Source organism: Kineococcus sp. R86509 (assembly GCF_042466365.1).
Lineage (GTDB): Bacteria > Actinomycetota > Actinomycetes > Actinomycetales > Kineococcaceae > Kineococcus.
In genome coordinates this window covers 364230-386761 of record NZ_JAXHCE010000001.1, presented here as the reverse complement: position 1 = coordinate 386761, position 22532 = coordinate 364230, and the positions used below count along the sequence as shown (strand labels likewise).

Annotated in this window: 22 protein-coding genes and 1 pseudogene; 19 read left to right on the top strand and 4 right to left on the bottom strand. The window is 72.8% G+C overall.

Features of this window, described 5'->3' with window-relative positions; genetic code table 11:
• Nucleotides 1-6 precede the first annotated feature (6 nt).
• The 7 genes and pseudogenes from ribD to SJY07_RS01845 all read left to right on the top strand — a co-directional run bounded on the left by ribD (nt 7) and on the right by SJY07_RS01845 (nt 4555).
• Nucleotides 7-1095 carry a bifunctional diaminohydroxyphosphoribosylaminopyrimidine deaminase/5-amino-6-(5-phosphoribosylamino)uracil reductase RibD gene (ribD, locus tag SJY07_RS01875; protein ID WP_380156641.1) on the top strand — a complete coding sequence of 363 codons (1089 nt, stop codon included), beginning with the start codon at nt 7-9 and terminating at the stop codon, nt 1093-1095.
• Complete coding sequence (locus SJY07_RS01870) at nt 1076-1705, top strand: riboflavin synthase (RefSeq protein ID WP_380156639.1); 630 nt, start codon at nt 1076-1078, stop codon at nt 1703-1705. The genes ribD and SJY07_RS01870 overlap by 20 nt, the downstream gene beginning before the upstream one ends.
• A 29-nt stretch (nt 1706-1734) precedes the next feature.
• Nucleotides 1735-2322 (top strand): annotated as a pseudogene (gene ribB, locus SJY07_RS01865) (3,4-dihydroxy-2-butanone-4-phosphate synthase); the annotation flags it as partial.
• 23 nt (nt 2323-2345) lie between these two features.
• On the top strand, nt 2346-2831 hold the full coding sequence (ribH, locus tag SJY07_RS01860) for a 6,7-dimethyl-8-ribityllumazine synthase (protein WP_328295935.1): 486 nt from the start codon (nt 2346-2348) through the stop codon (nt 2829-2831).
• 140 nt (nt 2832-2971) lie between these two features.
• Nucleotides 2972-3235, top strand: a complete 264-nt coding sequence (locus SJY07_RS01855) for a phosphoribosyl-ATP diphosphatase (RefSeq protein ID WP_380156636.1) — start codon at nt 2972-2974, stop codon at nt 3233-3235.
• Between the two features lie 10 nt (nt 3236-3245).
• Nucleotides 3246-4091 (top strand): ATP phosphoribosyltransferase, encoded by an 846-nt coding sequence (gene hisG / locus SJY07_RS01850; protein ID WP_380156634.1) that lies wholly within the window; start codon nt 3246-3248, stop codon nt 4089-4091.
• Nucleotides 4088-4555, top strand: coding sequence for a PH domain-containing protein (locus SJY07_RS01845; protein WP_380156632.1), 468 nt, complete (start codon nt 4088-4090; stop codon nt 4553-4555). Before hisG ends, SJY07_RS01845 begins: the two co-directional genes overlap by 4 nt.
• Here SJY07_RS01845 and SJY07_RS01840 read toward each other — a convergent pair.
• Both SJY07_RS01840 and SJY07_RS01835 read right to left on the bottom strand, forming a co-directional pair.
• Nucleotides 4552-5136, bottom strand: a complete 585-nt coding sequence (locus SJY07_RS01840; RefSeq protein WP_380156630.1) for a dephospho-CoA kinase — start codon at nt 5134-5136, stop codon at nt 4552-4554. The genes SJY07_RS01845 and SJY07_RS01840 overlap by 4 nt on opposite strands.
• On the bottom strand, nt 5118-6386 hold the full coding sequence (locus tag SJY07_RS01835) for a GNAT family N-acetyltransferase (RefSeq protein ID WP_380156628.1): 1269 nt from the start codon (nt 6384-6386) through the stop codon (nt 5118-5120). The genes SJY07_RS01840 and SJY07_RS01835 overlap by 19 nt, the downstream gene beginning before the upstream one ends.
• Nucleotides 6387-6438: 52 nt before the next feature.
• Between SJY07_RS01835 and hisF the strand changes: the two genes are divergently transcribed.
• Nucleotides 6439-7212 carry an imidazole glycerol phosphate synthase subunit HisF gene (gene hisF / locus SJY07_RS01830; RefSeq protein ID WP_380156626.1) on the top strand — a complete coding sequence of 258 codons (774 nt, stop codon included), beginning with the start codon at nt 6439-6441 and terminating at the stop codon, nt 7210-7212.
• On the opposite strand, the gene SJY07_RS01825 is transcribed toward hisF, so the two are convergent.
• Entirely contained in the window at nt 7209-7862 is a 654-nt protein-coding gene (locus tag SJY07_RS01825) for a TIGR03085 family metal-binding protein (RefSeq protein ID WP_380156624.1), read from the bottom strand. The genes hisF and SJY07_RS01825 overlap by 4 nt on opposite strands.
• Between SJY07_RS01825 and hisI the strand changes: the two genes are divergently transcribed.
• From hisI to SJY07_RS01775, 10 genes are all read left to right on the top strand, one after another.
• Entirely contained in the window at nt 7861-8280 is a 420-nt protein-coding gene (gene hisI / locus SJY07_RS01820; protein ID WP_380156622.1) for a phosphoribosyl-AMP cyclohydrolase, read from the top strand. The two genes, SJY07_RS01825 and hisI, sit on opposite strands and share 2 nt — an antisense overlap.
• Nucleotides 8277-8873, top strand: coding sequence for a Trp biosynthesis-associated membrane protein (locus SJY07_RS01815; RefSeq protein WP_380156620.1), 597 nt, complete (start codon nt 8277-8279; stop codon nt 8871-8873). Before hisI ends, SJY07_RS01815 begins: the two co-directional genes overlap by 4 nt.
• 102 nt (nt 8874-8975) lie before the next feature.
• Nucleotides 8976-9281, top strand: coding sequence for an HGxxPAAW family protein (locus SJY07_RS01810; protein WP_380156618.1), 306 nt, complete (start codon nt 8976-8978; stop codon nt 9279-9281).
• A 67-nt stretch (nt 9282-9348) separates the two neighbouring features.
• A complete protein-coding gene (trpC, locus tag SJY07_RS01805) occupies nt 9349-10173 on the top strand; it encodes an indole-3-glycerol phosphate synthase TrpC (protein WP_380156617.1) in 825 nt (274 codons plus the stop codon).
• A 29-nt stretch (nt 10174-10202) separates the two neighbouring features.
• Nucleotides 10203-11483, top strand: coding sequence for a tryptophan synthase subunit beta (trpB, locus tag SJY07_RS01800; RefSeq protein WP_380162097.1), 1281 nt, complete (start codon nt 10203-10205; stop codon nt 11481-11483).
• A complete protein-coding gene (gene trpA / locus SJY07_RS01795; RefSeq protein WP_380156615.1) occupies nt 11480-12304 on the top strand; it encodes a tryptophan synthase subunit alpha in 825 nt (274 codons plus the stop codon). The genes trpB and trpA overlap by 4 nt, the downstream gene beginning before the upstream one ends.
• Nucleotides 12305-12344: 40 nt before the next feature.
• Complete coding sequence (locus tag SJY07_RS01790; RefSeq protein WP_380156613.1) at nt 12345-13172, top strand: DsbA family protein; 828 nt, start codon at nt 12345-12347, stop codon at nt 13170-13172.
• The gene (gene lgt / locus SJY07_RS01785; protein WP_328295949.1) at nt 13169-14170 is read left to right on the top strand and encodes a prolipoprotein diacylglyceryl transferase; all 1002 of its coding nucleotides are present in this window, start codon (nt 13169-13171) and stop codon (nt 14168-14170) included. The genes SJY07_RS01790 and lgt overlap by 4 nt, the downstream gene beginning before the upstream one ends.
• 241 nt (nt 14171-14411) lie before the next feature.
• Nucleotides 14412-19034: a glutamate synthase large subunit gene (gltB, locus tag SJY07_RS01780; protein ID WP_380156610.1), complete on the top strand. Its 4623-nt coding sequence runs from the start codon at nt 14412-14414 to the stop codon at nt 19032-19034.
• Entirely contained in the window at nt 19027-20484 is a 1458-nt protein-coding gene (locus SJY07_RS01775; protein WP_380156608.1) for a glutamate synthase subunit beta, read from the top strand. The genes gltB and SJY07_RS01775 overlap by 8 nt, the downstream gene beginning before the upstream one ends.
• A 78-nt stretch (nt 20485-20562) precedes the next feature.
• Here the strand turns inward: SJY07_RS01775 and SJY07_RS01770 are convergent, their stop codons facing one another.
• Nucleotides 20563-20943, bottom strand: coding sequence for a hypothetical protein (locus tag SJY07_RS01770; RefSeq protein ID WP_380156606.1), 381 nt, complete (start codon nt 20941-20943; stop codon nt 20563-20565).
• A gap of 149 nt (nt 20944-21092) precedes the next feature.
• Here SJY07_RS01770 and pyk point away from each other — a divergent pair, with 149 nt between their 5' ends.
• Nucleotides 21093-22532 (top strand): pyruvate kinase, encoded by a 1440-nt coding sequence (gene pyk / locus SJY07_RS01765; protein ID WP_328295953.1) that lies wholly within the window; start codon nt 21093-21095, stop codon nt 22530-22532.

The following is a 22532-nucleotide window of genomic DNA, read 5'->3' as shown; positions in this document are numbered from 1 at the left end:
CCGGTGGTGGCACCAGCAGCAGAACTCGCCGCGATGCGACGCGCCCTCGAGCTCGCCGCGCGCGGACCCACGCACGGACCCAACCCCCGCGTCGGGTGCGTCATCCTCGCCCCCGACGGCACGACCCTGGCCGAGGGGTACCACCACGGGGCGGGCTCTCCGCACGCCGAAGTCGCCGCGCTGCAGGCCCTCACCACCTCCGCCGCCGGGGCGACCGCGATCGTCACCCTGGAACCGTGCAACCACACCGGGCGCACCGGGCCGTGCAGCCGGGCCCTGCTCGCCGCCGGGGTCACCCGCGTCGTCGTCGCGACCCCCGACCCCAACCCGCACGCCGCCGGCGGCATCGCCGAACTCACCGGGCACGGCGTCGACGTCGAGGTCGGCCTGCTGGGGGAGGAGTCCCGGGCCCTCAACGAACGCTGGGCCACCGCCGTCGGCCGCGGCGGACCGTGGGTGACGTGGAAGTGGGCCTCGACCCTCGACGGGCGCTCCGCCGCCGCCGACGGGAGCAGCCGCTGGATCACCTCCGCCCCGGCCCGGGCCGACGTGCACCGGCTGCGGGCCGAGCACGACGCCGTCCTCATCGGGACCGGGACGGCGCTCACCGACGACCCCTCGCTCACCGTCCGGCGCGACGGCGTCGTCCGCGGACCGCAGCCGCTGCGGGTCGTCGCGGGACTGCGCGACCTGCCGCCCGGAGCACGACTCCTCGACGGGGACGCGGACCTGCTGCACGTCCGCACCCGCGACCCCCACGTCGTCCTCGCCGAACTCGCCGCCCGCGAGGTCCGGACCGTCCTGCTCGAAGGCGGCCCGGCGCTCGCGGCCGCGTTCCTCGCGGCCGGTCTCGTCGACGAGGTCGTCTGCTACCTCGCCCCCGCCCTGCTCGGCGCCGGTCCCGCTGCCGTCGGCGACCTCGGGATCCGGGGGATGCCCGACATCGCCCGCCTGCGGACCACCTCCGTCGACCTGGTCGGCGACGACGTCCGCATCGTCGCCCGGCCGCTCGGCCGTGACGTCCCACCGCAGTTCCAGCCCAGCCAGACCAGCCACGAGTTGCAGGAGGCCTTCGGTGTTCACCGGGATCGTTGAGGAGATCGGCGAGGTCGTCGCCGTGGAGTTCGGCGCGGAGTCGGCGAGGCTGACCGTGCGCGGTCCGCTGGTCGTGTCCGACGCCGTGCACGGGGCGTCGATCGCGGTGGACGGGGTGTGCCTGACCGTCGTCGACCAGCCCGAGCCGGGGACGTTCACCGTCGACGTGATGCAGGAGTCGTTGCTGCGCAGCTCGTTGCACGACGTCGCCGCGGGACGGCGGGTGAACCTGGAACGGGCGATGGCCGCCCACGGCCGCCTCGGCGGGCACATCGTCCAGGGCCACGTCGACGGCACCGGCACCATCGCCGTGCGGACGCCGGGGGAGGCGTGGGAGGTCGTGCGGGTCGCGATCCCGACCGACCTCGCCCGCTACGTCGTGGAGAAGGGGTCCATCACCCTCGACGGGACCTCCCTGACCGTGTCCGGGGTGAGCCCCGTCGAGGAGCGCGAACCGTGGCTGGAGGTCTCGCTGATCCCCACGACGCTGGACCTCACGACCCTGGGTCGCAAACCGGTCGGCGCCACCGTCAACCTCGAGGTGGACGTGCTGGCGAAGTACGTCGAGCGCCTCAACGCCTTCGACCGCTCCGCGCAGGTGTCCGCGTGAACGCCCCGACGGTGGGTCTCGACCAGACCATCGCCGCGGCCCTCGATGCGCTGCGGGCGGGGAGACCCGTCCTGGTGAGCGACGCCGCCGACCGCGAGAACGAGGGCGACGTGATCCTCGCCGCGGAGCACGCCACCCCCGAGTGGGTCGGCTGGACCGTGCGGCACACCTCCGGGATGCTCTGCGCGCCCATGCCCGCGGAGCGCGCCGACGCCCTCGGGCTGCCGCGGATGGTCGAGCGCAACGAGGACTCCTACCGCACCGACTACACCGTCAGCTGCGACGCGGCGGCCGGCGTCACGACCGGCATCTCCGCCGCCGACCGGGCCCGCACCGCGCGCGTCCTCGCCGACCCGTCCTCGGCCCCCTCGGACCTGATCCGACCCGGGCACGTCTTCCCGCTGCGGGCCCGTCCCGGTGGGGTGCGGGAACGGCCCGGACACACCGAGGCCGCCGTCGACCTCTGCCGGCTCGCGGGGCTCGCGCCGGTCGCGCTCATCTCGGAGCTCGTCGAAGACGACGGATCGATGTCACGCTGGGACCAGATCGTCGCTCTGGGTGAGGAGTACGACCTGCCCGTGCTGACGATCGCCGATCTGCGGGCTCACCTGACCGCAGCTGCACCCGAGGGAGAGCACAGATGAGCGGGGACGGAAGTCCGGAGATCACCGTCGACGGGAGCGGGCTGCGGATCGCGGTCGTCGCCGCCCGGTGGCACACCGAGACCATGGACGGCCTCGTCGCCGGGGCGCGCCGCGCGCTGGAGACGTCGGGCGTCACCGACGTCACCGAGGTGCGGGTGCCCGGCGCGTTCGAGCTGCCCGTCGCCGCCTCCCGCCTCGCCCGGGCGGGCTACGACGCCGTCGTCTGCCTCGGCGTCGTCATCCGCGGTGGCACCCCCCACTTCGAGTACGTCTGCGACGCGGCGACCTCGGGGCTGACCCAGGTCGCGGTGACCACCGGCGTCCCGATCGGCTTCGGGGTGCTGACCGTCGACACCGAGGCGCAGGCGCTGCACCGCGCCGGCCTGCGCGGCTCGCGCGAGGACAAGGGCGCCGAAGCCGTCCTCGCCGCCCTGGAGACCGTCGTCGCCCTGCGCGACGTCGCGCCCCTCCCGAAGGGCTGACCGCACCGGGTGGGATCGCGAGGTGGGATCGTTGCCTCCCCGAGGTCGCTGGGGGTCCTCGGGGAGGCAACGATCCCACCCGGCCGACTCCGCCAGGGGGTGGCGGGAGAGCAGGGCGCCACCACCTAGACTCCGTGCACGTGAAGACCTTCGACGCCCTGTTCGCCGAGCTGAGCGACAAGGCGCTGACCCGACCCGCTGGGTCGGGGACGGTGCTGGAACTGGACGCCGGGGTCCATGCCATCGGCAAGAAGGTCGTCGAGGAGGCGGCCGAGGTGTGGATGGCGGCTGAGCACGAGTCCGGGGAACGGACGGCCGAGGAGATCTCGCAGCTGCTGTACCACCTGCAGGTGCTGATGATCTCCCGCGGACTGACCCTCGACGACGTCTACGCCCACCTCTGAGGAACCCACCATGCTGCGCATCGCCGTCCCCAACAAGGGTTCTCTCGCCGAGGCCGCCAGCGCCATGCTGCGCGAGGCCGGCTACAACCAGCGCCGCGAGGCGAAGGAACTCATCCTCGACGACCCGGACAACTCCGCGCAGTTCGTCTTCCTGCGCCCGCGCGACATCGCGCTCTACGTCGGCTCGGGGACCCTCGACGTCGGCATCACCGGTCGTGACCTCCTCCTGGACTCCCACGCACCGGCGTCGGAGATCCTGCCGCTGGAGTTCGCCCGCAGCACCTTCCGCTTCGCCGGCCGACCCGGGGTCGCCGAGGGTGTGACCGACCTGCAGGGCCGCCGCATCGCGACCAGCTACTCCGGCCTCCTCGGCAAGCACCTCGCCGAGCACGGCGTGACCGCCGACATCGTGCACCTCGACGGGGCTGTGGAGACGGCCGTCGCCCTCGGGATCGCCGACGTGATCGCCGACGTCGTCGAGACCGGGACCACCTTGCGCGCCGCCGGGCTCGAGATCTTCGGTGAGCCGATCATGTCCTCGGAGGCGACCCTCGTCCGCCGGGCCGACGCCCCGCTCGACCCGGCCGTCGAGGTCCTGGTGCGTCGGCTGCGCGGGGTCCTCGTCGCCCGCCAGTACGTGATGGTCGACTACGACTGCCCGAAGTCGATCGTCGAGGAGGCCTGCGCGATCACCCCGGGGCTGGAGTCCCCGACGGTGTCGCCGATGGCGAACCCGGACTGGGTCGCGGTGCGCGCCATGGTGAAGAAGGCGGCGACCAACCAGGTCATGGACGACCTCTACGACCTCGGTGCGCGGGCGATCCTGGTGACCAGCATCCACGCCTGCCGGTTGTGACGCCTCCCGCGCCGGGTGCGGTCCCGGAGTCCGCGTTCCGCCCGCGTCGGGCGCGGGTCGTCGGGCTGGTCTTCGCGGTGGGCATCGTCGTCGTGATGGTCGGGATGTCGATCCTGCTCACGTTCTCGCCGCAGTCCGGGTGGACCGGCCAGGACACCGTCTCGGCCGTCGTCTTCGCCGTGCTGCTGGCCGGCGTCCTCGTCCGCCTCGTCGCGGTCCGCGCCCGGGTGACCGCCGACGGCCTCGAGGTCCGCAACGTCGTCTTCACCCGGCAGGTGGCCTGGGGCGCGGTCGTCGCCGTCCGCTTCGGCGGGGCCGAGCCGTGGCTCACCCTCGACCTCGACGACGGCGAGAACCTCGCGGTCATGGCCGTCCAGCGCGCCGACGGCGAGTTCGCCCAGACCGAGGCGCGGCGCCTGGCCCGCCTCGTCGAGGCGCACGCCCCGCGCCCCGACGCCGACTAGCGCCAGGCCGGTTCCCCGCCCGCCGCGGTGTCGGACGTGAAGACGACGTCGGCACGGAACGGCTCGTGCGAGAACAACTCCGCCTCCTGAGCGGCCCACGCGTCCCAGTGCGCCTCGAACGTCGCCCCGTCCCGGGTCAGGGCCCGGTCGCGTCGGACGTCGGGGTCGGCCTCCAGGCGGACCAGAAGATCCACGGGCCGGGCGCAGCCCGACCCGACCCCCTCGACCACGACGATCCCCGTCCGGGGGAGGACGACCTCACGGGTGTAGGCGGCCGCGGCCCAGTCCCAGACCGGGTGGGTCGTCGACGCGCCGGAACGCAGACCGTCGAGGACCCGGCCCAGCAGCCGCACCGACGCCGCGAGACCGGACCACCCCGGGTAGAGGTCGTCCATGTGCACCACGACCGCCCCGACGCGGGCCGCGAGGACGTCGGCGAGGTCGGTCTTGCCCGACCCGGACCGGCCGTCGACCGCCACCACCACGGGACCGGCGGGTGGGACCGGCGTCGCCGCCAGCAGCACGACCAGGTCGTCGACGACGTCGGTGGTCGAGCGGGCGGTCAGAACCACGTGGGGCACCAGGGGGCCTCGGGCGTCGCGAACAGCGTCTGCAGGGCGAACGCGTTCGCGGCCGAGCAGGCGAGGCGTCCCGCGCGGTGCAACGCCACCGCCGAGGTCCCGCCGAGCACGAGCGAGGACAGCTCCCCGACGCCCAGCACGACGTCGGGTGCCGCGTCGGTGGTGGTGATCTCGGCGCAGACCCACCCGTCGGCGCCGCAGCGCTGCGGGGCGACGTGCAGGGAGACCGTCGCGTCGGCCAGCCCCAACGGGTCCACGACCTTCAGCACCAGCGTCCCGCAACCCAGGTAGCGCCGCGCCGCCAGCGCACCCGGGACGTCGAGGACGCGCAGCCACGCGAAGTCGTCCACCGGACCGGTCTGCACCGCACGGGGATCGAGGAGCAGGTGCGGCAGCAGTTCGTCCACGGGCCGGTCCTTGGCCCGGGTGGTGCGCACCAGGTCGATCGAGGTCACGAACTCCCACAGCGAGCGGTACGCGGCGGGCGTCGCCGCGGTCAGGTCCAGGATCGTCGTCGTGCCGGTGACGACGCGCCCCACCGACTCGTCGCGCAGCTCGTAGACGACGTAGCCGTCGGCGGTCCCACCCTCGTCGCGGTGCAGCACCGCGTGACCGTGGGTCCCGATCCAACGCCCCTCGCCCCGGCGGTTCGCGGCCTCCCAGAAGGCGGCGTCGCGGTGCAGTCCGCCCGGGCGGGACCGCCGCGCCGCGTCGTGGACCAGGGCCGGCTCCTCGAGCGCTCCGGTGACGAACTCCAGCGACCCGCTCGCCGCCGGCGCGTCGTCGCGGAACCGCACCCGGGTGTTGTCGATCGCCAGGCTGGTCGCCCGGGTCGCGGCCCCGAACCCGAACCGGCCGTAGATCGGGGCCTCCGCCGCGATGAGCGTCGCGAAGGCGTGGCCGGCGAGCCGGGCGCGCTCGAGGTCCGCCGTCAGCATCCGCGTCAGCAGCCCCCGCCGGCGGTGGGTCGCGAGGACGGTCGCCGTGGAGACCGCGTCGACGCTCACCGGACCGGCGCCCGGCATCGTCAGCTCGGAGTCGAAGGTCCGCAGCGTCGCGACGACCCGCTCGCCGTCGCGGACCGCGGTGAGGCGGTGCTCGGCGATGGCCTTCGACCGCTCGTCGAGGTCGGCCTCGGTGGGGGCGGCCTCGAGGAAGGCCGCGCGACTCGAGGTGTACCAGGCGCGCAGGGCGTCCCGGTCGCCCGGGTCGACCGAGCTCAGCGGAAGGGTCTCCTCGAGCACGCTCATGCCCGCCACCGTAGCGGTCGGGCCCCGACGCGGCCCCGTCTAGTCTGGCCCCGTGAGCGTCGCCGTCCGTGTCATCCCCTGCCTCGACGTCGACGCCGGCCGCGTCGTCAAGGGCGTCAACTTCGCCGACCTGCGGGACGCCGGTGACCCCGTCGAACTCGCGCGGCGCTACGACGCCGAGGGCGCCGACGAGCTGACCTTCCTCGACGTCACCGCCTCCTCCGGCTCGCGGGAGACCACCTACGACGTCGTGCGCCGCACCGCGGAGCAGGTCTTCATCCCCCTCACCGTCGGTGGCGGTGTCCGCAGCGTCGCCGACGTCGAGAAGCTGCTGCGCGCCGGCGCGGACAAGGTCGGCGTGAACACCGCGGCCATCGCCCGTCCCGAACTCATCGCCGAGATCGCCGACCGCTTCGGCGCGCAGGTCCTCGTGCTCTCCGTCGACGCCCGCCGGACCCTGCCCGGCGAACCCACCACCGCGTCCGGCTTCGAGGTCACCACCCACGGTGGCCGACGGGGAACCGGCCTCGACGCCGTCGAGTGGGCCGCCCGCGCCGCCGAGCTCGGCGCCGGGGAGATCCTGCTGAACTCCATGGACGCCGACGGCACCAAGGCCGGCTTCGACCTCGAGATGCTCGGCCAGGTCCGAGCCCGGGTCAGCGTCCCCCTCGTGGCCAGCGGCGGCGCCGGGGCCGTCGAGCACTTCCCGCCGGCCGTCGCCGCGGGCGCCGACGCCGTCCTCGCCGCCAGCGTCTTCCACTTCGGCCAGCTCACCATCGGCGAGGTCAAGGACGCGCTGCGGGCCAGCGGGTCCGCCGTCCGCTAGCCCGGGAAGGCCTTCCGGAAGCGCTGCACCGCAGCGGGAGTGCCGTCGATCTCGACCTTCGCCCGGCTGCGCCGACCGAACGCGTGCAGCACCAGCTCCGCCGGCTCACCCGTGAGCGAGACGGCCTCGTCACCGGAGCGGACGACGGCGCGCGGACCGCCCGGGGTGACCAGCACGACCCCGACCCCGGCACGGCGGTAGGCGACACGACCCATCACCCTCACCGTGCGCCACAGCGTCGCCGTCTGCCCCCGGGGGAGCTCGCGCGGGGCCCAGTCGTCCTGGGCCCGCAGGATGTCCTCGTGGTGGACGAAGAACTCCGAGGTGTTCGCCAGGCTGTCCAGCGCCTGCAGCTTCAGCGGCCCGTGCGGGCCGTTGCGCACCCGTTCCACCAGCTCCTCGAAGGGCTGGGCGCCCAGTTCCGCCAGCACCCGCTCGCGCCGCGGGCGCAACGGGCCCACGGCCTCGCCCAGCACCACGTCCGGCCGGTTGTCGCGCACCGCCAGGTGGACCAGCAGGTCACGCACGTCCCAGCCCGCGCAGAGCGTCGGCGCGTCGGGACCGACGCGCGAGGCGCTGTCGCACAGCGCGTCACGCTCCCGCCGGGCGTCGGTGCGGTGGCTGCTGCGGGGGGCCTGCGCCGTCGTCATGGCCAGATCGTGCCACCCGGGGCGGAGCGCGCCACGCGCGGGCGGTGAGACCATCGTCCCCGTGTCGTCCCTCGATCTCGATCCCCACGTCGCCGAGCGGCTCAAGCGCAACGAGGCCGGACTGGTCTGCGCCGTCGTGCAGCAGCACGACACCCGGGAGGTGCTGATGGTCGCCTGGATGGACGACGAAGCGCTCGCGAGCACGCTGGCCACCGGCCGGGCCACCTACTTCTCCCGCAGCCGCCAGCAGTTGTGGCGCAAGGGCGACACGTCCGGGCACGTCCAGTGGGTCAAGAAGGTCTCGCTGGACTGCGACGGCGACGCCCTCCTCGTCGAGGTCGACCAGGTCGGGGCCGCCTGCCACACCGGCGACCGCACGTGCTTCGACGCCGTGACGCTGCCCCTCCTGCCGGCGTGAACGCCGGACGCGAACGCGGTCTGCTGCTGCTCGCCGGGATCGCGGGGGCCGTCGTCGGCCTCGGGGCCGGTGCGCCGACGTGGGTGAGCGGGGCCGTGGAGACCGCGACCGGTGCGAGCGCCGTGCTCGTCAACGGTCGCGACGCCGCCCCCGTCGCCACCGCGCTGAGCCTGGTCAGCCTCGCCGCCGTGGTGGCCTCGACGCTGGGGCGCCGGGTGGCGCGGCTCGTGGCCGCGGTGGTCCTCGTCCTCGGCGGGGCCGGGACGGTCGTGGCCAGCCTGGCCGTCACCTCGGACCCGTCCGCGGCGCTGACCGCACCCGCCCGGGCCGCCAGCGGGACGACCGGGGTCCGCCTCCAGGGCGACCCCTCGGTGCGGCCCTGGCCCGTGGTCTCCGCCGTGGGTGGGGTGCTGGTGCTCGTCGGCGGGGCGGGTGTGCTGGTGCGGACGCGGCGCTGGAACGCGGCTGCGCCCTCCGTCGGTTCCACCCGCCACGAACGCGACGCCACCCGCGCCGCGGTCACCCTGGCTCCCCACGAGGACCCCGCCGCGGCCTGGGACTCCCTGAGCCAGGGCGACGACCCCACCCGCTGAACCGCTGGACCCGCCCACCCGCTCGACCCACCGCGCCGGGCGGTCGGGCCGGGGGAGTAGGTACGGTGTGCGTAGTACGCCCCCCACCTCCAGGAGCCCACCGTGAGCAGCCAGCAGACCCCCTCGAACAGCCACGGGGCGAACGAGACGACCACCCGCGGGGCGACCGACGTCGTCGACGAGCACGGTCACGGCCACAGCGTCGCGGCCTGGGCCGGCGTCGCGGTCTGCCTCGCCGGGTTCCTCATCCTCTGCCTCGCGATCGTCTTCCCCAGTCTGACCTGGGGGATCATCGGCGGCGTCGTCATCGTGGCCTCCCTGGCCGTCGCGGGCGGGCTGGCCAAGGCCGGCTACGGCGTCAAGAAGGCCGACGGGACCCCCGTCGGCGTCGGCCGCGCCCAGCACTGAGCGAGCCCTGACCGGACGGGGTCAGGACGGTGTCGGGCGTGTCGGTGAGCGGGGATACCCTCGTCCTGTGACTGTCCTCGACGACATCCTGGCCGGCGTCCGCGAGGACCTGGCCGCCCGCAAGGCGCTGACCACCCTCGACGAGCTGAAGGACCGCGCCCACCGTCAGGTCGCGGCGAAGGACGCCCGTGCGCTGCTCAAGCCGCGTGACGTGGAGCAGCGCGGGGTGAAGGTCATCGCCGAGGTGAAGCGCAAGAGCCCCTCCAAGGGTGCCCTCGCCACCATCCCGGACCCGGCCGCCCTCGCCGCGCAGTACGAGCTCGGCGGTGCCACCGTCATCTCCGTCCTCACCGAGCAGCGCCGCTTCGGCGGCAGCCTCGACGACCTCCGTGCGGTGCGCCTCGCCGTGGACGTCCCGGTGCTGCGCAAGGACTTCGTCGTGGATTCGTACCAACTGTGGGAGGCCCGCGCCTGGGGAGCCGACGTCGTGCTCCTCATCGTGGCCGCCCTCGAACAGGAAGCTCTCGTGTCCCTCATCGAACGCACCCAGTCCCTGGGCATGACCGCGCTGGTGGAGGTGCACACGGCCGAGGAGGTCGCGCGCGCCCTCGACGCCGACGCGAAGGTCGTCGGGGTCAACAACCGCAACCTCAAGACCCTCCAGGTCGACAACGGCACCTTCGCCGACCTCGCCCCGCTCATCCCCGACCACGTCGTCAAGATCGCCGAGTCGGGCGTGTCCGGTCCCCGCGACGTCGTCGAGTTCGCCCGCGCGGGCGCGGACGCCGTCCTGGTCGGCGAGACCCTGGTCAAGGGCGCGGACCCCCGTCGCGCGGTCGCCGACCTCGTCGCCGCCGGCGCGCACCCCTCCATCCAGGCGGTGCGCCCGTGAGCGCCTCCGCCGGGGTCAACGAGACGCCCCTGTCCACCTCCGCCCGCAGCTTCGCCCAGGAACGCGGCCCGTACTTCGGTGACTTCGGCGGCCGCTTCGTCCCGGAGGCGCTGGTCGCGGCGCTCGACGAGATCGAGGCCGCCCACAACGCGGCCATGGCCGACGAGGGCTTCCTCGCCGAGCTCGCCGAACTGCACCGCAGCTACTCCGGTCGTCCCAGCATCATCACCGAGGTCCCGCGCTTCGCGGCCCACGCCGGTGGGGCGCGGCTCATCCTCAAGCGCGAGGACCTGAACCACACCGGTTCGCACAAGATCAACAACGTGCTGGGCCAGGCGCTGCTCACCAAGCGGATGGGCAAGAAGCGGATCATCGCGGAGACCGGGGCCGGCCAGCACGGTGTCGCCACCGCCACCGCCGCGGCCCTGATGGGTCTCGAGTGCGTCGTCTACATGGGCGAGGAGGACACCAAGCGGCAGGCCTTGAACGTCGCCCGCATGCGTCTCCTCGGCGCGACCGTCGTGCCCGTCACGGCCGGCAGCCGCACGCTGAAGGACGCCGTCAACGAGGCCTTCCGCGACTGGGTCGCCTCCGTCGACACCACCCACTACGCCTTCGGCACGGTCGCGGGCCCGCACCCGTTCCCGGTGCTGGTCCGCGACCTGCAGAGCGTCGTCGGCATCGAGGCGCGCCAGCAGGTGCTCGACCTCGTCGGCCGGCTGCCCGACGCCGTCGCGGCGTGCGTCGGCGGCGGGTCGAACGCCATCGGCATCTTCCACGGCTTCCTCGACGACCCGGGCGTCGCGTTGTACGGCTACGAGGCCGGCGGCGACGGGATCGAGACCGGCCGGCACGCCGCGCCGATCTCGGCCGGCGTCTCGGGCGTCTTCCAGGGTGCCCGCCAGTACGTCATGCAGGACGAGGACGGCCAGACCATCGAGTCGCACTCCATCTCCGCCGGCCTGGACTACCCGGGCGTCGGGCCGGAGCACGCGTGGCTGGCGGCCAGCGGTCGCGCCTCGTACCGCCCGGTCACGGACGCCCAGGCCATGGAGGCGTTCCGCCTGCTCTGCCGCACCGAGGGGATCATCCCCGCGATCGAGAGCTCGCACGCCCTCGCCGGCGCGCTGGAGCTGGGCAAGGAGCTCGGCCCGGACGCCGTCATCCTCGTCAACCTCTCCGGGCGCGGGGACAAGGACGTCGACACCGCGGCGCGCTGGTTCGGCCTCGTCAGCGACGCCGACCTCGTCGCCTCCGAAGCCGAGCGGGTCTCCGAAGCCCCCGAGAAGACCGAAGGATCCGGCTGGTGAGCACTCTGGAGAGCCCCGCACGCGTGGGCAAGGCCGCTGCGGCGGTGGACCGGGCGAAGTCCGAGGGGCGCGCCGCGCTCGTCGCGTACCTCCCGGTCGGCTACCCCGACGTCGACGCCTCGATCGAGGCGGCCAAGGCCGCCGTCGCGGGGGGTGCGGACATCATCGAGCTCGGGTTGCCCTACTCCGACCCGACGATGGACGGGCACACCATCCAGCAGGCCGTCGACGTCGCGCTGGCCCACCGGACCCGGCCCGTCGACGTCCTGCGGGCCGTCGAGGGGGTCGCCGCCACCGGCGCCGCCACCCTCGTCATGACCTACTTCCCGCCGATCGACCGCTACGGCATGGACCGCTGGGCGACCGACCTGGCCAACGCCGGGGGGGCCGGGCTCATCACTCCCGACCTCATCCCCGACGAGGCCGCCGCCTGGATCGCCGCCAGCGACGACCACGACCTCGAACGCGTGTTCCTCGTCGCTCCGAGCTCCACCGACGCCCGGCTGAGCACGACCGCGGCCGCGTGCCGCGGGTTCGTCTACGCGGCGTCGTTGATGGGAGTCACAGGAACGCGTGCCACGGTGGGCGCGGGAGCGTCGGAACTCGTCCGGCGCACCCGCGCGGCCGGTGCCGAACGCGTCTGCGTCGGTCTCGGGGTCTCCACCCCGGCGCAGGCGACCGAGGTCGCGGGCTACGCCGACGGCGTCATCGTCGGCTCGGCCTTCGTCCAGCGCCTGCTCGACGCGGACTCGCCCCTCGCCGGGGCGCGTGCCGTGGAGGAGCTCGCCCGTGCCCTCTCCGAGGGTGTCCGCGCCGGCTGAACGCCTTCACCGACGAGAACCCCGACGAGGAGAACCTGCGTTGAGCACGAAGAAGCCCGGTGGCAACCCCGCACGAGCCGGGGAGGCCGAGGACGCACGCGAAGCCCGGCGCAAGAAGGCCGCGGCCCTGCGCCAGCGCGAGCTGGCCCGCGAACGCAGCCGCCGGGTGGTGCTCATCAGCATCGCCGTCGTCGTGGTGCTGGCCCTGGTCGCCGTCGTCGTGGTGGTCATCCAGAGGTCCCGCCCGGAGGACGTCCCCACCGCGGCGCAGGTGAACCCGCCGAGCGCCGGGGCCACCGCCGCGGGTTACGTGCTGGCGGGCACGCCTGCCGCCGGGGCGCCCACCGTCGACGTCTGGCTCGACTACCAGTGCCCGTTCTGCAAGCAGTACGAGACGGCCGCAGGCGACGCCTACGTCGCCCTGGCGACCGGTGGGCAGGCCAAGGTGGTCGTGCACACGCTCACCTTCCTGGACGACAAGCTCGGCAACACCGCCTCCCAGCTCGCGGCCGAGGGGGCGGCGGCGGCCGACGCGCAGGGCCGGTTCGCCGAGTACACCAAGGTCGTCTTCGCCAACCAGCCCGAGGAGGGGACCGGGTACACCCTGGCCGACCTGCGAGGGTTCGCGAAGGACGCCGGGGTGGCAGACCTCGACGCGTGGCAGAAGGCGGTCGAGGGCCACGCCTACCGCGACTACGTGAAGTCCGTGCAGGCCTCGATGGACGCCAACAAGGTCAGCGGAACCCCCACCGTGACCGTCACCTCGGCCTCCGGGCAGAAGACGTCGTTGACGAACGAGCAGCTCCTCGGCGCCGACCCGGTGGGCGCCCTCCAGTCGGCCGTGACCGCCGCGACGGCCGCGCCGTGATCCCCGCCGCCCTGGCCTCCGCCCTCCCCAGCCCGACGGTCGCCGTCTGGCACCTGGGCCCGATCCCGGTGCGCGCGTACGCGTTGTGCATCGTGCTCGGGATCGTCGCCGGCGTGGTCATCGCCGAGCGGCGCTGGCAGGCCAAGGGCGGTCGCAAGGACTTCGTCCTCGACGCCGCGGTGTGGGCCGTCCCGCTCGGTGTCGTCGGCGCGAGGCTGTACCACGTCATCACCTCCCCCCAGGCGTACTTCGGTGCGGACGGCAGTCCGGTCCGCGCCCTCTACGTCTGGGAGGGCGGGCTCGGGATCTGGGGCGCGATCGCCGGCGGGGCCCTCGGGGTCTGGATCGCCTGCCGCCGGGCCGGGTACCGGCTCGCGCCGATGGCGGACGCGATGGCCCCGGGGCTGCTGGTCGCGCAGGCCCTCGGCCGCTGGGGCAACTGGTTCAACAACGAGCTCTACGGTCGCTCCACCGACGTGCCCTGGGCTCTGACCGTCCACCGCTGGGACGAGTCGGCCGGCCGCGCCGTCGTGGGTGCCGACGGCAACCCCGTGGTGCTCGGCACCTTCCACCCGACGTTCCTCTACGAGTCGTTGTGGTGCGCGGCGGTGGCGGTCGTGATCGTGCTGCTCGACCGGCGCTTCCGGCTGCGCCACGGACAGGCGTTCTTGCTCTACGTGGCGCTGTACTGCCTGGGCCGCAGCTACTTCGAGGACCTGCGCATCGACGAGGCCAACCAGATCCTGGGCCTGCGGGTCAACCAGTGGGTGGCGGGCATCGTCTTCGCGGTCGCACTCGTCGCGTTCATCCGTTCACGCAGGGTGCACAGGGACGATCGTGGTCAGCCCGAGGTCCTGGAACGGGTAGCCTCCTCCGAGTCGCCGGCGGTCACCCCGTCCGGTGACGAAGCGATGCAGACCGGCGGACCGACCGTCACCGCGACTGCCGATCACCCTCCGCTGGACCGTGAAGAACGCCCGGACGCGCGCAATTCGTGATGATCCGGTGACGCGTTGGTGCGCCTGAGCACCGCGTCTCGCGCGTTACAGTGAGGTGAACGCGGGCCAGCGCCGCCCCCCGTTCGTGGTGCGCGCCCTCCAGGCGTGAGCCTCATCTCGAAGAGACCCACCCGGCTCGCCGAGATCGCCACCCGTGTGGCGAACGCTCGAGGAGATCCGTCGAGAGACCCCCTGTCCACTCGAGGTCGATCGCGACCTCTCTCCGAGGACGGTGCACTGCATGTCGCATTTCCCCGCGTCGCACCCGATCACCACGTCCGTGACCCAGCCGCTGACCCCGCCGGTCCGCCCGCTGCCGTTCACGTCGTTCCCGCCCTCGGCCGGTCTCTACGACCGAGCCAACGAGCACGACGCCTGTGGTGTCGCCTTCGTCGCCACCATGCGCGGCGAACCCGGTCACGACATCGTCGACCACGCCCTCACCGCCCTGCGCAACCTGGACCACCGGGGTGCGGTCGGCGCCGAGACCAACACGGGTGACGGGGCCGGCATCCTCACCCAGGTCCCCGACGAGTTCCTGCGCGCCGTCATGGCCGAGCAGGGCGTCGAGCTGCCGGCCAAGGGGGCCTACGCCGTCGGCAACGCCTTCCTGCCGGTGGACGAGACCGAACGCGCCGCCGCGGTCGCCCGCATCGAGGAGATCGCCGTCGCCGAGGGCCTCGACGTCCTCGGCTGGCGCGACGTGCCCGTGACGGCCGACCTCGTGGGCCAGCAGGCGCGCGCCGCGATGCCCTTCTTCGCCCAGCTCTTCGTGGCGACCCGCCGCGAGGGCCTGCAGGCGCAGGAGACCGGCATCGTCCTGGACCGCCGGGTCTACGCGCTGCGCAAGCTCGCCGAGCGCGAACTCGCCGTCTACTTCCCCTCCCTGTCGTCGCGGACGATGGTCTACAAGGGCATGCTCACCACCGGGCAGCTCGAGCCGTTCTTCCCCGACCTCTCCGACCGCCGGTTCACCTCCGAGCTCGGCCTGGTCCACTCCCGCTTCTCGACGAACACGTTCCCGAGCTGGCCGCTGGCGCACCCGTTCCGGGCCATCGCCCACAACGGCGAGATCAACACCGTCAAGGGCAACCGGAACTGGACCGCCGCCCGCGAGTCGACGATGTCCACCCCGCTCATCCCGGGTGACGTCCAGCGCCTCGGCCCGGTCTGCGCGACCGAGGGCTCCGACTCCGCCTCCTTCGACGAGGTCCTGGAGCTGCTGCACCTCAGCGGACGGTCCCTGCCGCACGCGGTGCTGATGATGATCCCGGAGCCCTGGGAGAACAACACCGAGATGGACCCGGCCCGCCGGGCCTTCTACGAGTTCCACTCGATGTTCTCCGAGCCGTGGGACGGCCCGGCCAACCTCACCTTCACCGACGGCACCGTCATCGGCGGCGTCCTGGACCGCAACGGCCTGCGCCCCTCGCGGTACTGGGTCACCGACGACGGTCTCGTCGTGCTGGCCTCCGAGACCGGTGTGCTCGAGCTGGACCCGTCCTCGATCGTGGCCCGCGGCCGCGTCGCCCCCGGCAAGATGTTCCTCGTCGACACGGCCAAGGGCCGGATCGTCGACGACGAGGAGATCAAGTCCGAGCTCGCCGCCGCCCAGCCCTACGCCGAGTGGCTCAAGAACGTCGTCCACCTCGGGGACCTGCCCCCGCGCGAGCACATCGTGCACAGCCACGCGTCGGTCACGCGTCGTCAGCAGACCTTCGGCTACACCGAGGAGGAGCTGCGGCTCATCCTGGCGCCGATGGCCCGTGCGGCGGCCGAGCCGATCGGCTCGATGGGTTCCGACACCCCGCTCGCGGTGCTCTCGCCGCGCCCGCGGTTGCTCTTCGACTACTTCGCCCAGCTCTTCGCGCAGGTCACGAACCCGCCGCTGGACGCGATCCGCGAGGAGCTCGTCACCTCGCTCATCACCACCGCCGGGCCGCAGCAGAACCCGCTCTCGGAGTCGGCGGCGCACTGCCACCAGCTGGTGCTGCCGTTCCCCGTGATCGACAACGACGAGCTCGCGAAGATGGTCCACATCGACAAGGACCGTCGCAACCCCGGTCGCACCACCCACACCGTCAAGGGCCTGTACCGGGTCGCCGGCGGCGGGGCGGAACTCGCCCGTCGCATCGAGGAGATCCGCGCGGAGGTCTCGCGCGCCATCGCCGACGGCGCCGTCTTCGTCGTGCTCTCCGACCGCGACTCCAACGCCGAGTACGCACCGATCCCGTCGCTGCTGCTCACCTCGGCCGTCCACCACCACCTCGTGCGCCAGAAGCTGCGCACCCAGGTCGGGCTGCTCGTCGAGGCCGGTGACGTCCGCGAGGTGCACCACGTCGCGCTGCTCATCGGGTACGGCGCGGCCGCGGTCAACCCCTACCTGGCGATGGAGACCGTCGAGGACCTCGTCCGCCACGGGGTCATCACCAACGTCGACGGCCCCACGGCCGTGAAGAACCTCATCAAGGCGCTCGGCAAGGGCGTTCTGAAGGTCATGTCCAAGATGGGCATCTCGACCGTCGCCTCCTACCGCGGGGCGCAGGTCTTCGAGGCCCTGGGTCTCTCCCAGACCCTCGTCGACGAGTACTTCACCGCCACGACTTCCCGCCTCGGCGGCGTCGGCCTCGACGTCCTCGCCGAGGAGGTCTCCCAGCGGCACCGCCTCGCCTACCCCCTCGAGGGCCAGGAGCGCGCGCACCGCCGGCTGGAGACCGGGGGCGAGTACCAGTGGCGTCGTGAGGGTGAGCCGCACCTGTTCGACCCCGAGACCGTCTTCCAGCTGCAGCACTCCACGCGTCAGCGCAACGAGGGCCTCTTCCGCAAGTACACCTCCCGGGTGGACGAGCAGTCGGAGCGGCTGATGACGCTGCGCGGTCTGCTGCAGCTGAAGAAGGGGGCCCGCGAGCCCGTCCCGCTCGACGAGGTCGAACCCGTCAGCGAGATCGTCAAGCGGTTCAACACCGGCGCGATGAGCTACGGCTCGATCAGCCAGGAGGCCCACGAGGTCCTCGCGGTCGCCATGAACCAGCTCGGCGGACGGTCCAACTCCGGCGAGGGCGGCGAGGACGTCGACCGCCTCTACGACCCGCAGCGGACCTCGCGCGTCAAGCAGATCGCCTCCGGCCGCTTCGGCGTCACGAGCAACTACCTGACCTCGGCGACCGACCTGCAGATCAAGGTCGCGCAGGGCGCCAAGCCCGGCGAGGGCGGTCAGCTGCCCGGGCACAAGGTGTACCCGAACATCGCGAAGACCCGGCACTCCACGCCGGGCGTCGGGCTCATCTCGCCGCCGCCGCACCACGACATCTACTCCATCGAGGACATCGCCCAGCTCATCCACGACCTGAAGAACGCGAACCCGGCGGCCCGGGTCCACGTGAAGCTGGTCTCCGAGGTCGGCGTCGGCACCGTCGCGACGGGTGTCTCCAAGGCCAAGGCCGACGTCGTGCTCATCTCGGGCGCCGACGGTGGCACGGGCGCCGCGCCGCTGACGAGCCTCAAGCACGCCGGCGGGCCCTGGGAGCTCGGCCTCGCCGAGACCCAGCAGACCCTCGTCGTCAACGGGCTGCGCGACCGGATCACCGTCCAGGTCGACGGGCAGTTCAAGACGGGCCGTGACGTCGTCATCGCCGCGCTGCTGGGCGCCGAGGAGTTCGGCTTCGCGACCGCCCCGCTGGTCGTGTCGGGCTGCATCATGATGCGCGTCTGCCAGTTGGACACGTGCCCGGTCGGCGTCGCGACGCAGAACCCGGAACTGCGGGCCCGCTTCACCGGCAAGGCCGAGTACATCGTGAACTTCTTCGAGTTCATCGCCCTCGAGGTGCGCGAGATGCTCGCCTCGCTCGGTTTCCGCTCGGTCGAGGAGGCCGTCGGCCACGTCGAGGTCCTCGACAGCCGTCGCGCCGTCTCGCACTGGAAGGCGTCCGGTCTGGACCTGTCGCCGATCCTGCACGCGCCGGTCCCGCCGGCGGGCACGACCCTGTACCGGTCCCAGACCCAGGACCACGGTCTGGAGAAGGCGCTGGACCACGTGCTCATCGAGCGCGCCTCCGGTGCCCTCGCCGACGGCACCCCGGTCCAGGTCGAGCTGCCCGTGCGCAACGTCAACCGGACCGTCGGCACCCTGCTGGGTCACGAGCTGACCCGGAAGTGGGGCGAGGACGGTCTGCCCGAGGGCACGATCGACGTGACCCTCACCGGGTCGGCCGGTCAGTCCCTCGGGGCGTTCCTGCCCCGGGGCATCACGTTGCGCCTCTTCGGCGACGCCAACGACTACGTCGGCAAGGGCCTCTCCGGCGGGACCGTCGTCGTGCGCCCCGACCGCGCGTCGGGCTCGCGGGGACGCGACATCGTCGCCGGCAACGTCATCGCCTACGGCGCCACGAGCGGTTCGCTCTTCCTGCGCGGTGAGGTCGGCGAACGCTTCTGCGTCCGCAACTCCGGGGCGACCGCCGTCGTCGAGGGGGTGGGCGACCACGCGCTGGAGTACATGACCGGCGGGACGGTCGTCATCCTCGGCCGCGTCGGGCGCAACGTGGCCGCGGGCATGTCGGGCGGGTTCGCCCACGTGCTCGACCTCAAGGAGTCCCGCGTCAACCGCGACATGGTCGACGTCGTCCCGCTGGACGACGAGGCCGCCGCGACGGTGCACGAGCTGCTCGTGCGCCACCGCGACCACACCGACTCCACCACCGCCGCGAAGCTGCTCGCCGACTGGGGCACCGCGCGGCACCGTTTCTCGACGATCGTCCCGCGGGACTACCAGCGCGTCCTCGAGGTGCGGGCCAAGGCCGTCAGCGACGGCCTCGAACCCGACTCCGACGCCGTGCTCACCCGCATCATGGAGGCTTCGCATGGTTGATCCCCGGGGATTCCTCACCGTCCGGGAGCGGGAACTGCCCCCGCGCCGTCCCGTCCCGCTGCGCCTCATGGACTGGCGCGAGGTCTACGAGAAGCAGGACATGCAGCAGTTGCAGCGCCAGGCCGGGCGCTGCATGGACTGCGGCATCCCGTTCTGCCACAGCGCGTGCCCGCTGGGGAACCTCATCCCCGAGTGGAACGACCTGGTGAGTCGCGGTGACATGCACGAGGCCATCGAGCGCCTGCACGCGACGAACAACTTCCCGGAGTTCACCGGGAAGCTCTGTCCCGCGCCGTGCGAGTCGGCCTGCGTGCTGGGCATCAACCAGCCGCCGGTGACGATCAAGCAGGTCGAGGTGATGATCGCGGAGAACGCCGCCGAGAACGGCTGGCTGGAACCGCGCGTCCCCGAACGCCTCACGGGCAAGACCGTCGCCGTCATCGGGTCCGGTCCCGCCGGGCTCGCGGCGGCGCAGCAGCTCACCCGGGCCGGTCACACCGTCGCCGTCTACGAGCGCGACGACAAGATCGGCGGGCTGATGCGCTACGGCATCCCCGAGTTCAAGATGGAACGCGCCGTCCTGGACCGTCGTCTCGCCCAGATGGAGGCCGAGGGCACCCGGTTCCGCGCCGGCGTCTCCATCGGTGAGGACATCACCGGCGAGCAGCTGCGCGACCGCTACGACGCCATCGTCGTCGCGACGGGTGCGACGGCGTGGCGCGACGTGGACCTGCCCGGCCGCGACCTGGCCGGCATCCACCAGGCCATGGAGTACCTGCCGCCCACCAACCGCGTCGCGGTCGGGGAGGAACCTCCCGCGGACCACATCGACGCGGCGGGTCTCGACGTCGTCGTCATCGGCGGCGGCGACACCGGCTCCGACTGCTACGGCACCGCCCTGCGCCAGGGCGCGAGGTCGGTCACGCAGCTGGACATCTACCCCCAGGCTCCGGGGGAGCGCCACGAGGCCGAACCGTGGCCGACGATGCCCAAGGTCTTCTCGGTGTCCTCCTCCCACGAGGAGGGCGGGGAGCGGAAGTTCTCCGCCTCGACCCAGGCGCTGATCGGCGAGGACGGTCACGTCACCGCGCTGCGCGTCGTCGAGGTCGAGAAGGTCGACGGCGTCTGGACCCCGGTCGAGGGGACCCAGGAGGACCTCCCGGCCCAGCTCGTGCTGCTCGCGATCGGCTTCACCGGTCCCGAGCACGGTGGTCTGGTCGAGCAGCTCGGTCTGCAGGCCGACGCCCGCACCCGCTTCACCCGCACCCCCGGCTACGCGACCTCGACCCCGGGCGTCTACGTGGCCGGCGACGCCGGGCGTGGGCAGTCGCTCATCGTGTGGGCCATCGCCGAGGGTCGCGCCTGCGCGTCCGCCGTCGACGAGTTCCTCATGGGTGACACCGCGCTCCCGTCGCCCATCCGGGCCGACGCGGTACCCCTGACCGCCTGATCGACCCGACTTCTGGGGGACTTCCCACCCTTCTCGTGCGCGGGAAGGGTGGAAAGTCCCCCAGAAGTGGTTACCGGACTACCAGCCGGCGACCTCGTCCTTGTCGTAGGTCCAGACGGCGTTGTCGCTGAGCACCGTCACGTCGGCGGCGTGTCCGGACAACCCGCGGGCCTGTGCGGCGGCGGTGACGCGCGCGACCGCGTGCCGGGCCGCGCCCTGGGCGTCCAGACCGTCCCCGTCGACGCTGATGACGACGTCGTGGCGGGGTGCGTCGACCTGCTCGAGGCGCGGGTGGGTCGCGTGCAGGTCGGCCAGCAGCGTCTGCAACGCCCCCGGCGGCCAGCGGCGGTCCTCGTGCAGGCGCAGGTAGACGGCGTACTCGTGCTCGCTCCCCTCCTCCGCGAGTTCGTCGATCTCGCGGTCGAAGTCCTTCTGCTGCTGCGGTTCGTGCGCGTTCACGGGCCCAGTGTGACGGGGCCGGGGGAGTGCGGCCCGTCGAGGCCCCCCCACACGGCGCAGGCGTCGGGCAGGTGACGATCCGGTGAGTTCGAGGGTGCGCGGCGCGCCCCACGCACCGATCACCGCTGCGGGCGCAATAGGGTCTGGGTATGCGCAGAGCGAAGATCGTCTGCACCCTCGGACCCGCCGTGGCGGGTCCCGAAGGGTTGCAGTCACTGGTGGACGCCGGGATGGACGTCGCCCGGCTGAACTTGAGCCACGGTTCCCACGACGACCACCGGGCGAACTTCGAGGGGGTGCGATCGGCTGCGGCCGCCAGCGGACGCTCGGTCGCGATCCTCGCCGACCTGCAGGGTCCGAAGATCCGCCTCGGGAAGTTCGCCGCCGGTCCCCACGACCTCGCGGTCGGTGACGTGTTCACGATCACCACCGAGGAGATCGTCGGCACCAAGGACGTCTCGTCGACGACCTACAAGGGTCTGCCGGGCGACGTGTCGGTCGGCGACGCGATCCTCATCGACGACGGCAAGGTCGGCCTCGAGGTCACGGGGGTCGAGGGTCCCCGCGTCACCACCAAGGTGACCGTCCCCGGCCCCGTCAGCAACAACAAGGGCATCAACCTGCCCGGCGTGGCCGTGAGCGTCCCCGCCCTGTCCGAGAAGGACATCGAGGACCTCCGCTTCGCCCTCCAGCTCGGTGTCGACATGGTCGCGCTGTCGTTCGTCCGCTCCGCCGCGGACGCCGACGACGTGCACGCGATCATGGACGAGGAGGGGATCACCGTCCCCATCATCGCCAAGGTCGAGAAGCCGCAGGCCGTGCAGAACATCCGCGAGGTCGTCGCGGCCTTCGACGGCATCATGGTCGCCCGTGGTGACCTCGGGGTGGAGCTGCCCCTCGAAGAGGTGCCGCTGGTCCAGAAGCTCGCCATCGAGCTCGCCCGCCGTCAGGCCAAGCCCGTCATCGTCGCGACCCAGATGCTCGAGTCGATGATCACCGCGCCGCGTCCGACGCGCGCCGAGGCCTCCGACTGCGCCAACGCCGTCCTCGACGGCGCGGACGCGCTCATGCTCTCCGGCGAGACCAGCGTCGGCGCGTTCCCCTTCGAGGCGGTCCGCACGATGGCCCGCATCATCGAGAACACCGAGACCCACGGCGCCGAGCGGATCGCCGCCCTGGGAACCGTTCCCCACACCAAGGGCGGTGCGGTCACCCTCGCGGCCGCCGAGATCGGCAAGCAGCTCGACGCCAAGCTCCTGGTGACCTTCACGCAGTCCGGCGACTCCGCCCGCCGCCTGTCGCGGCTGCGCTCCGGCATCCCGTTGCTGGCCTTCACCCCCGACGAGAAGACCCGCCGCCGCCTCGCGCTGTCCTGGGGCATCGAGCCCGAGTTCGCCGCGTTCATCTCCACCACCGACGAGATGGTGAAGGAGGTGGACCGTCGCCTCCAGGAGATGGGCCGCTGCGCCATCGGTGACCTCGTCGTCATCGTCGCCGGTGCCCCCCCGGGCATCGCCGGTTCCACCAACGCCGTCCGCGTCCACCGGATCGGCGACGCCACGTCCGGATCGACCGCCGCCTACCGCTGA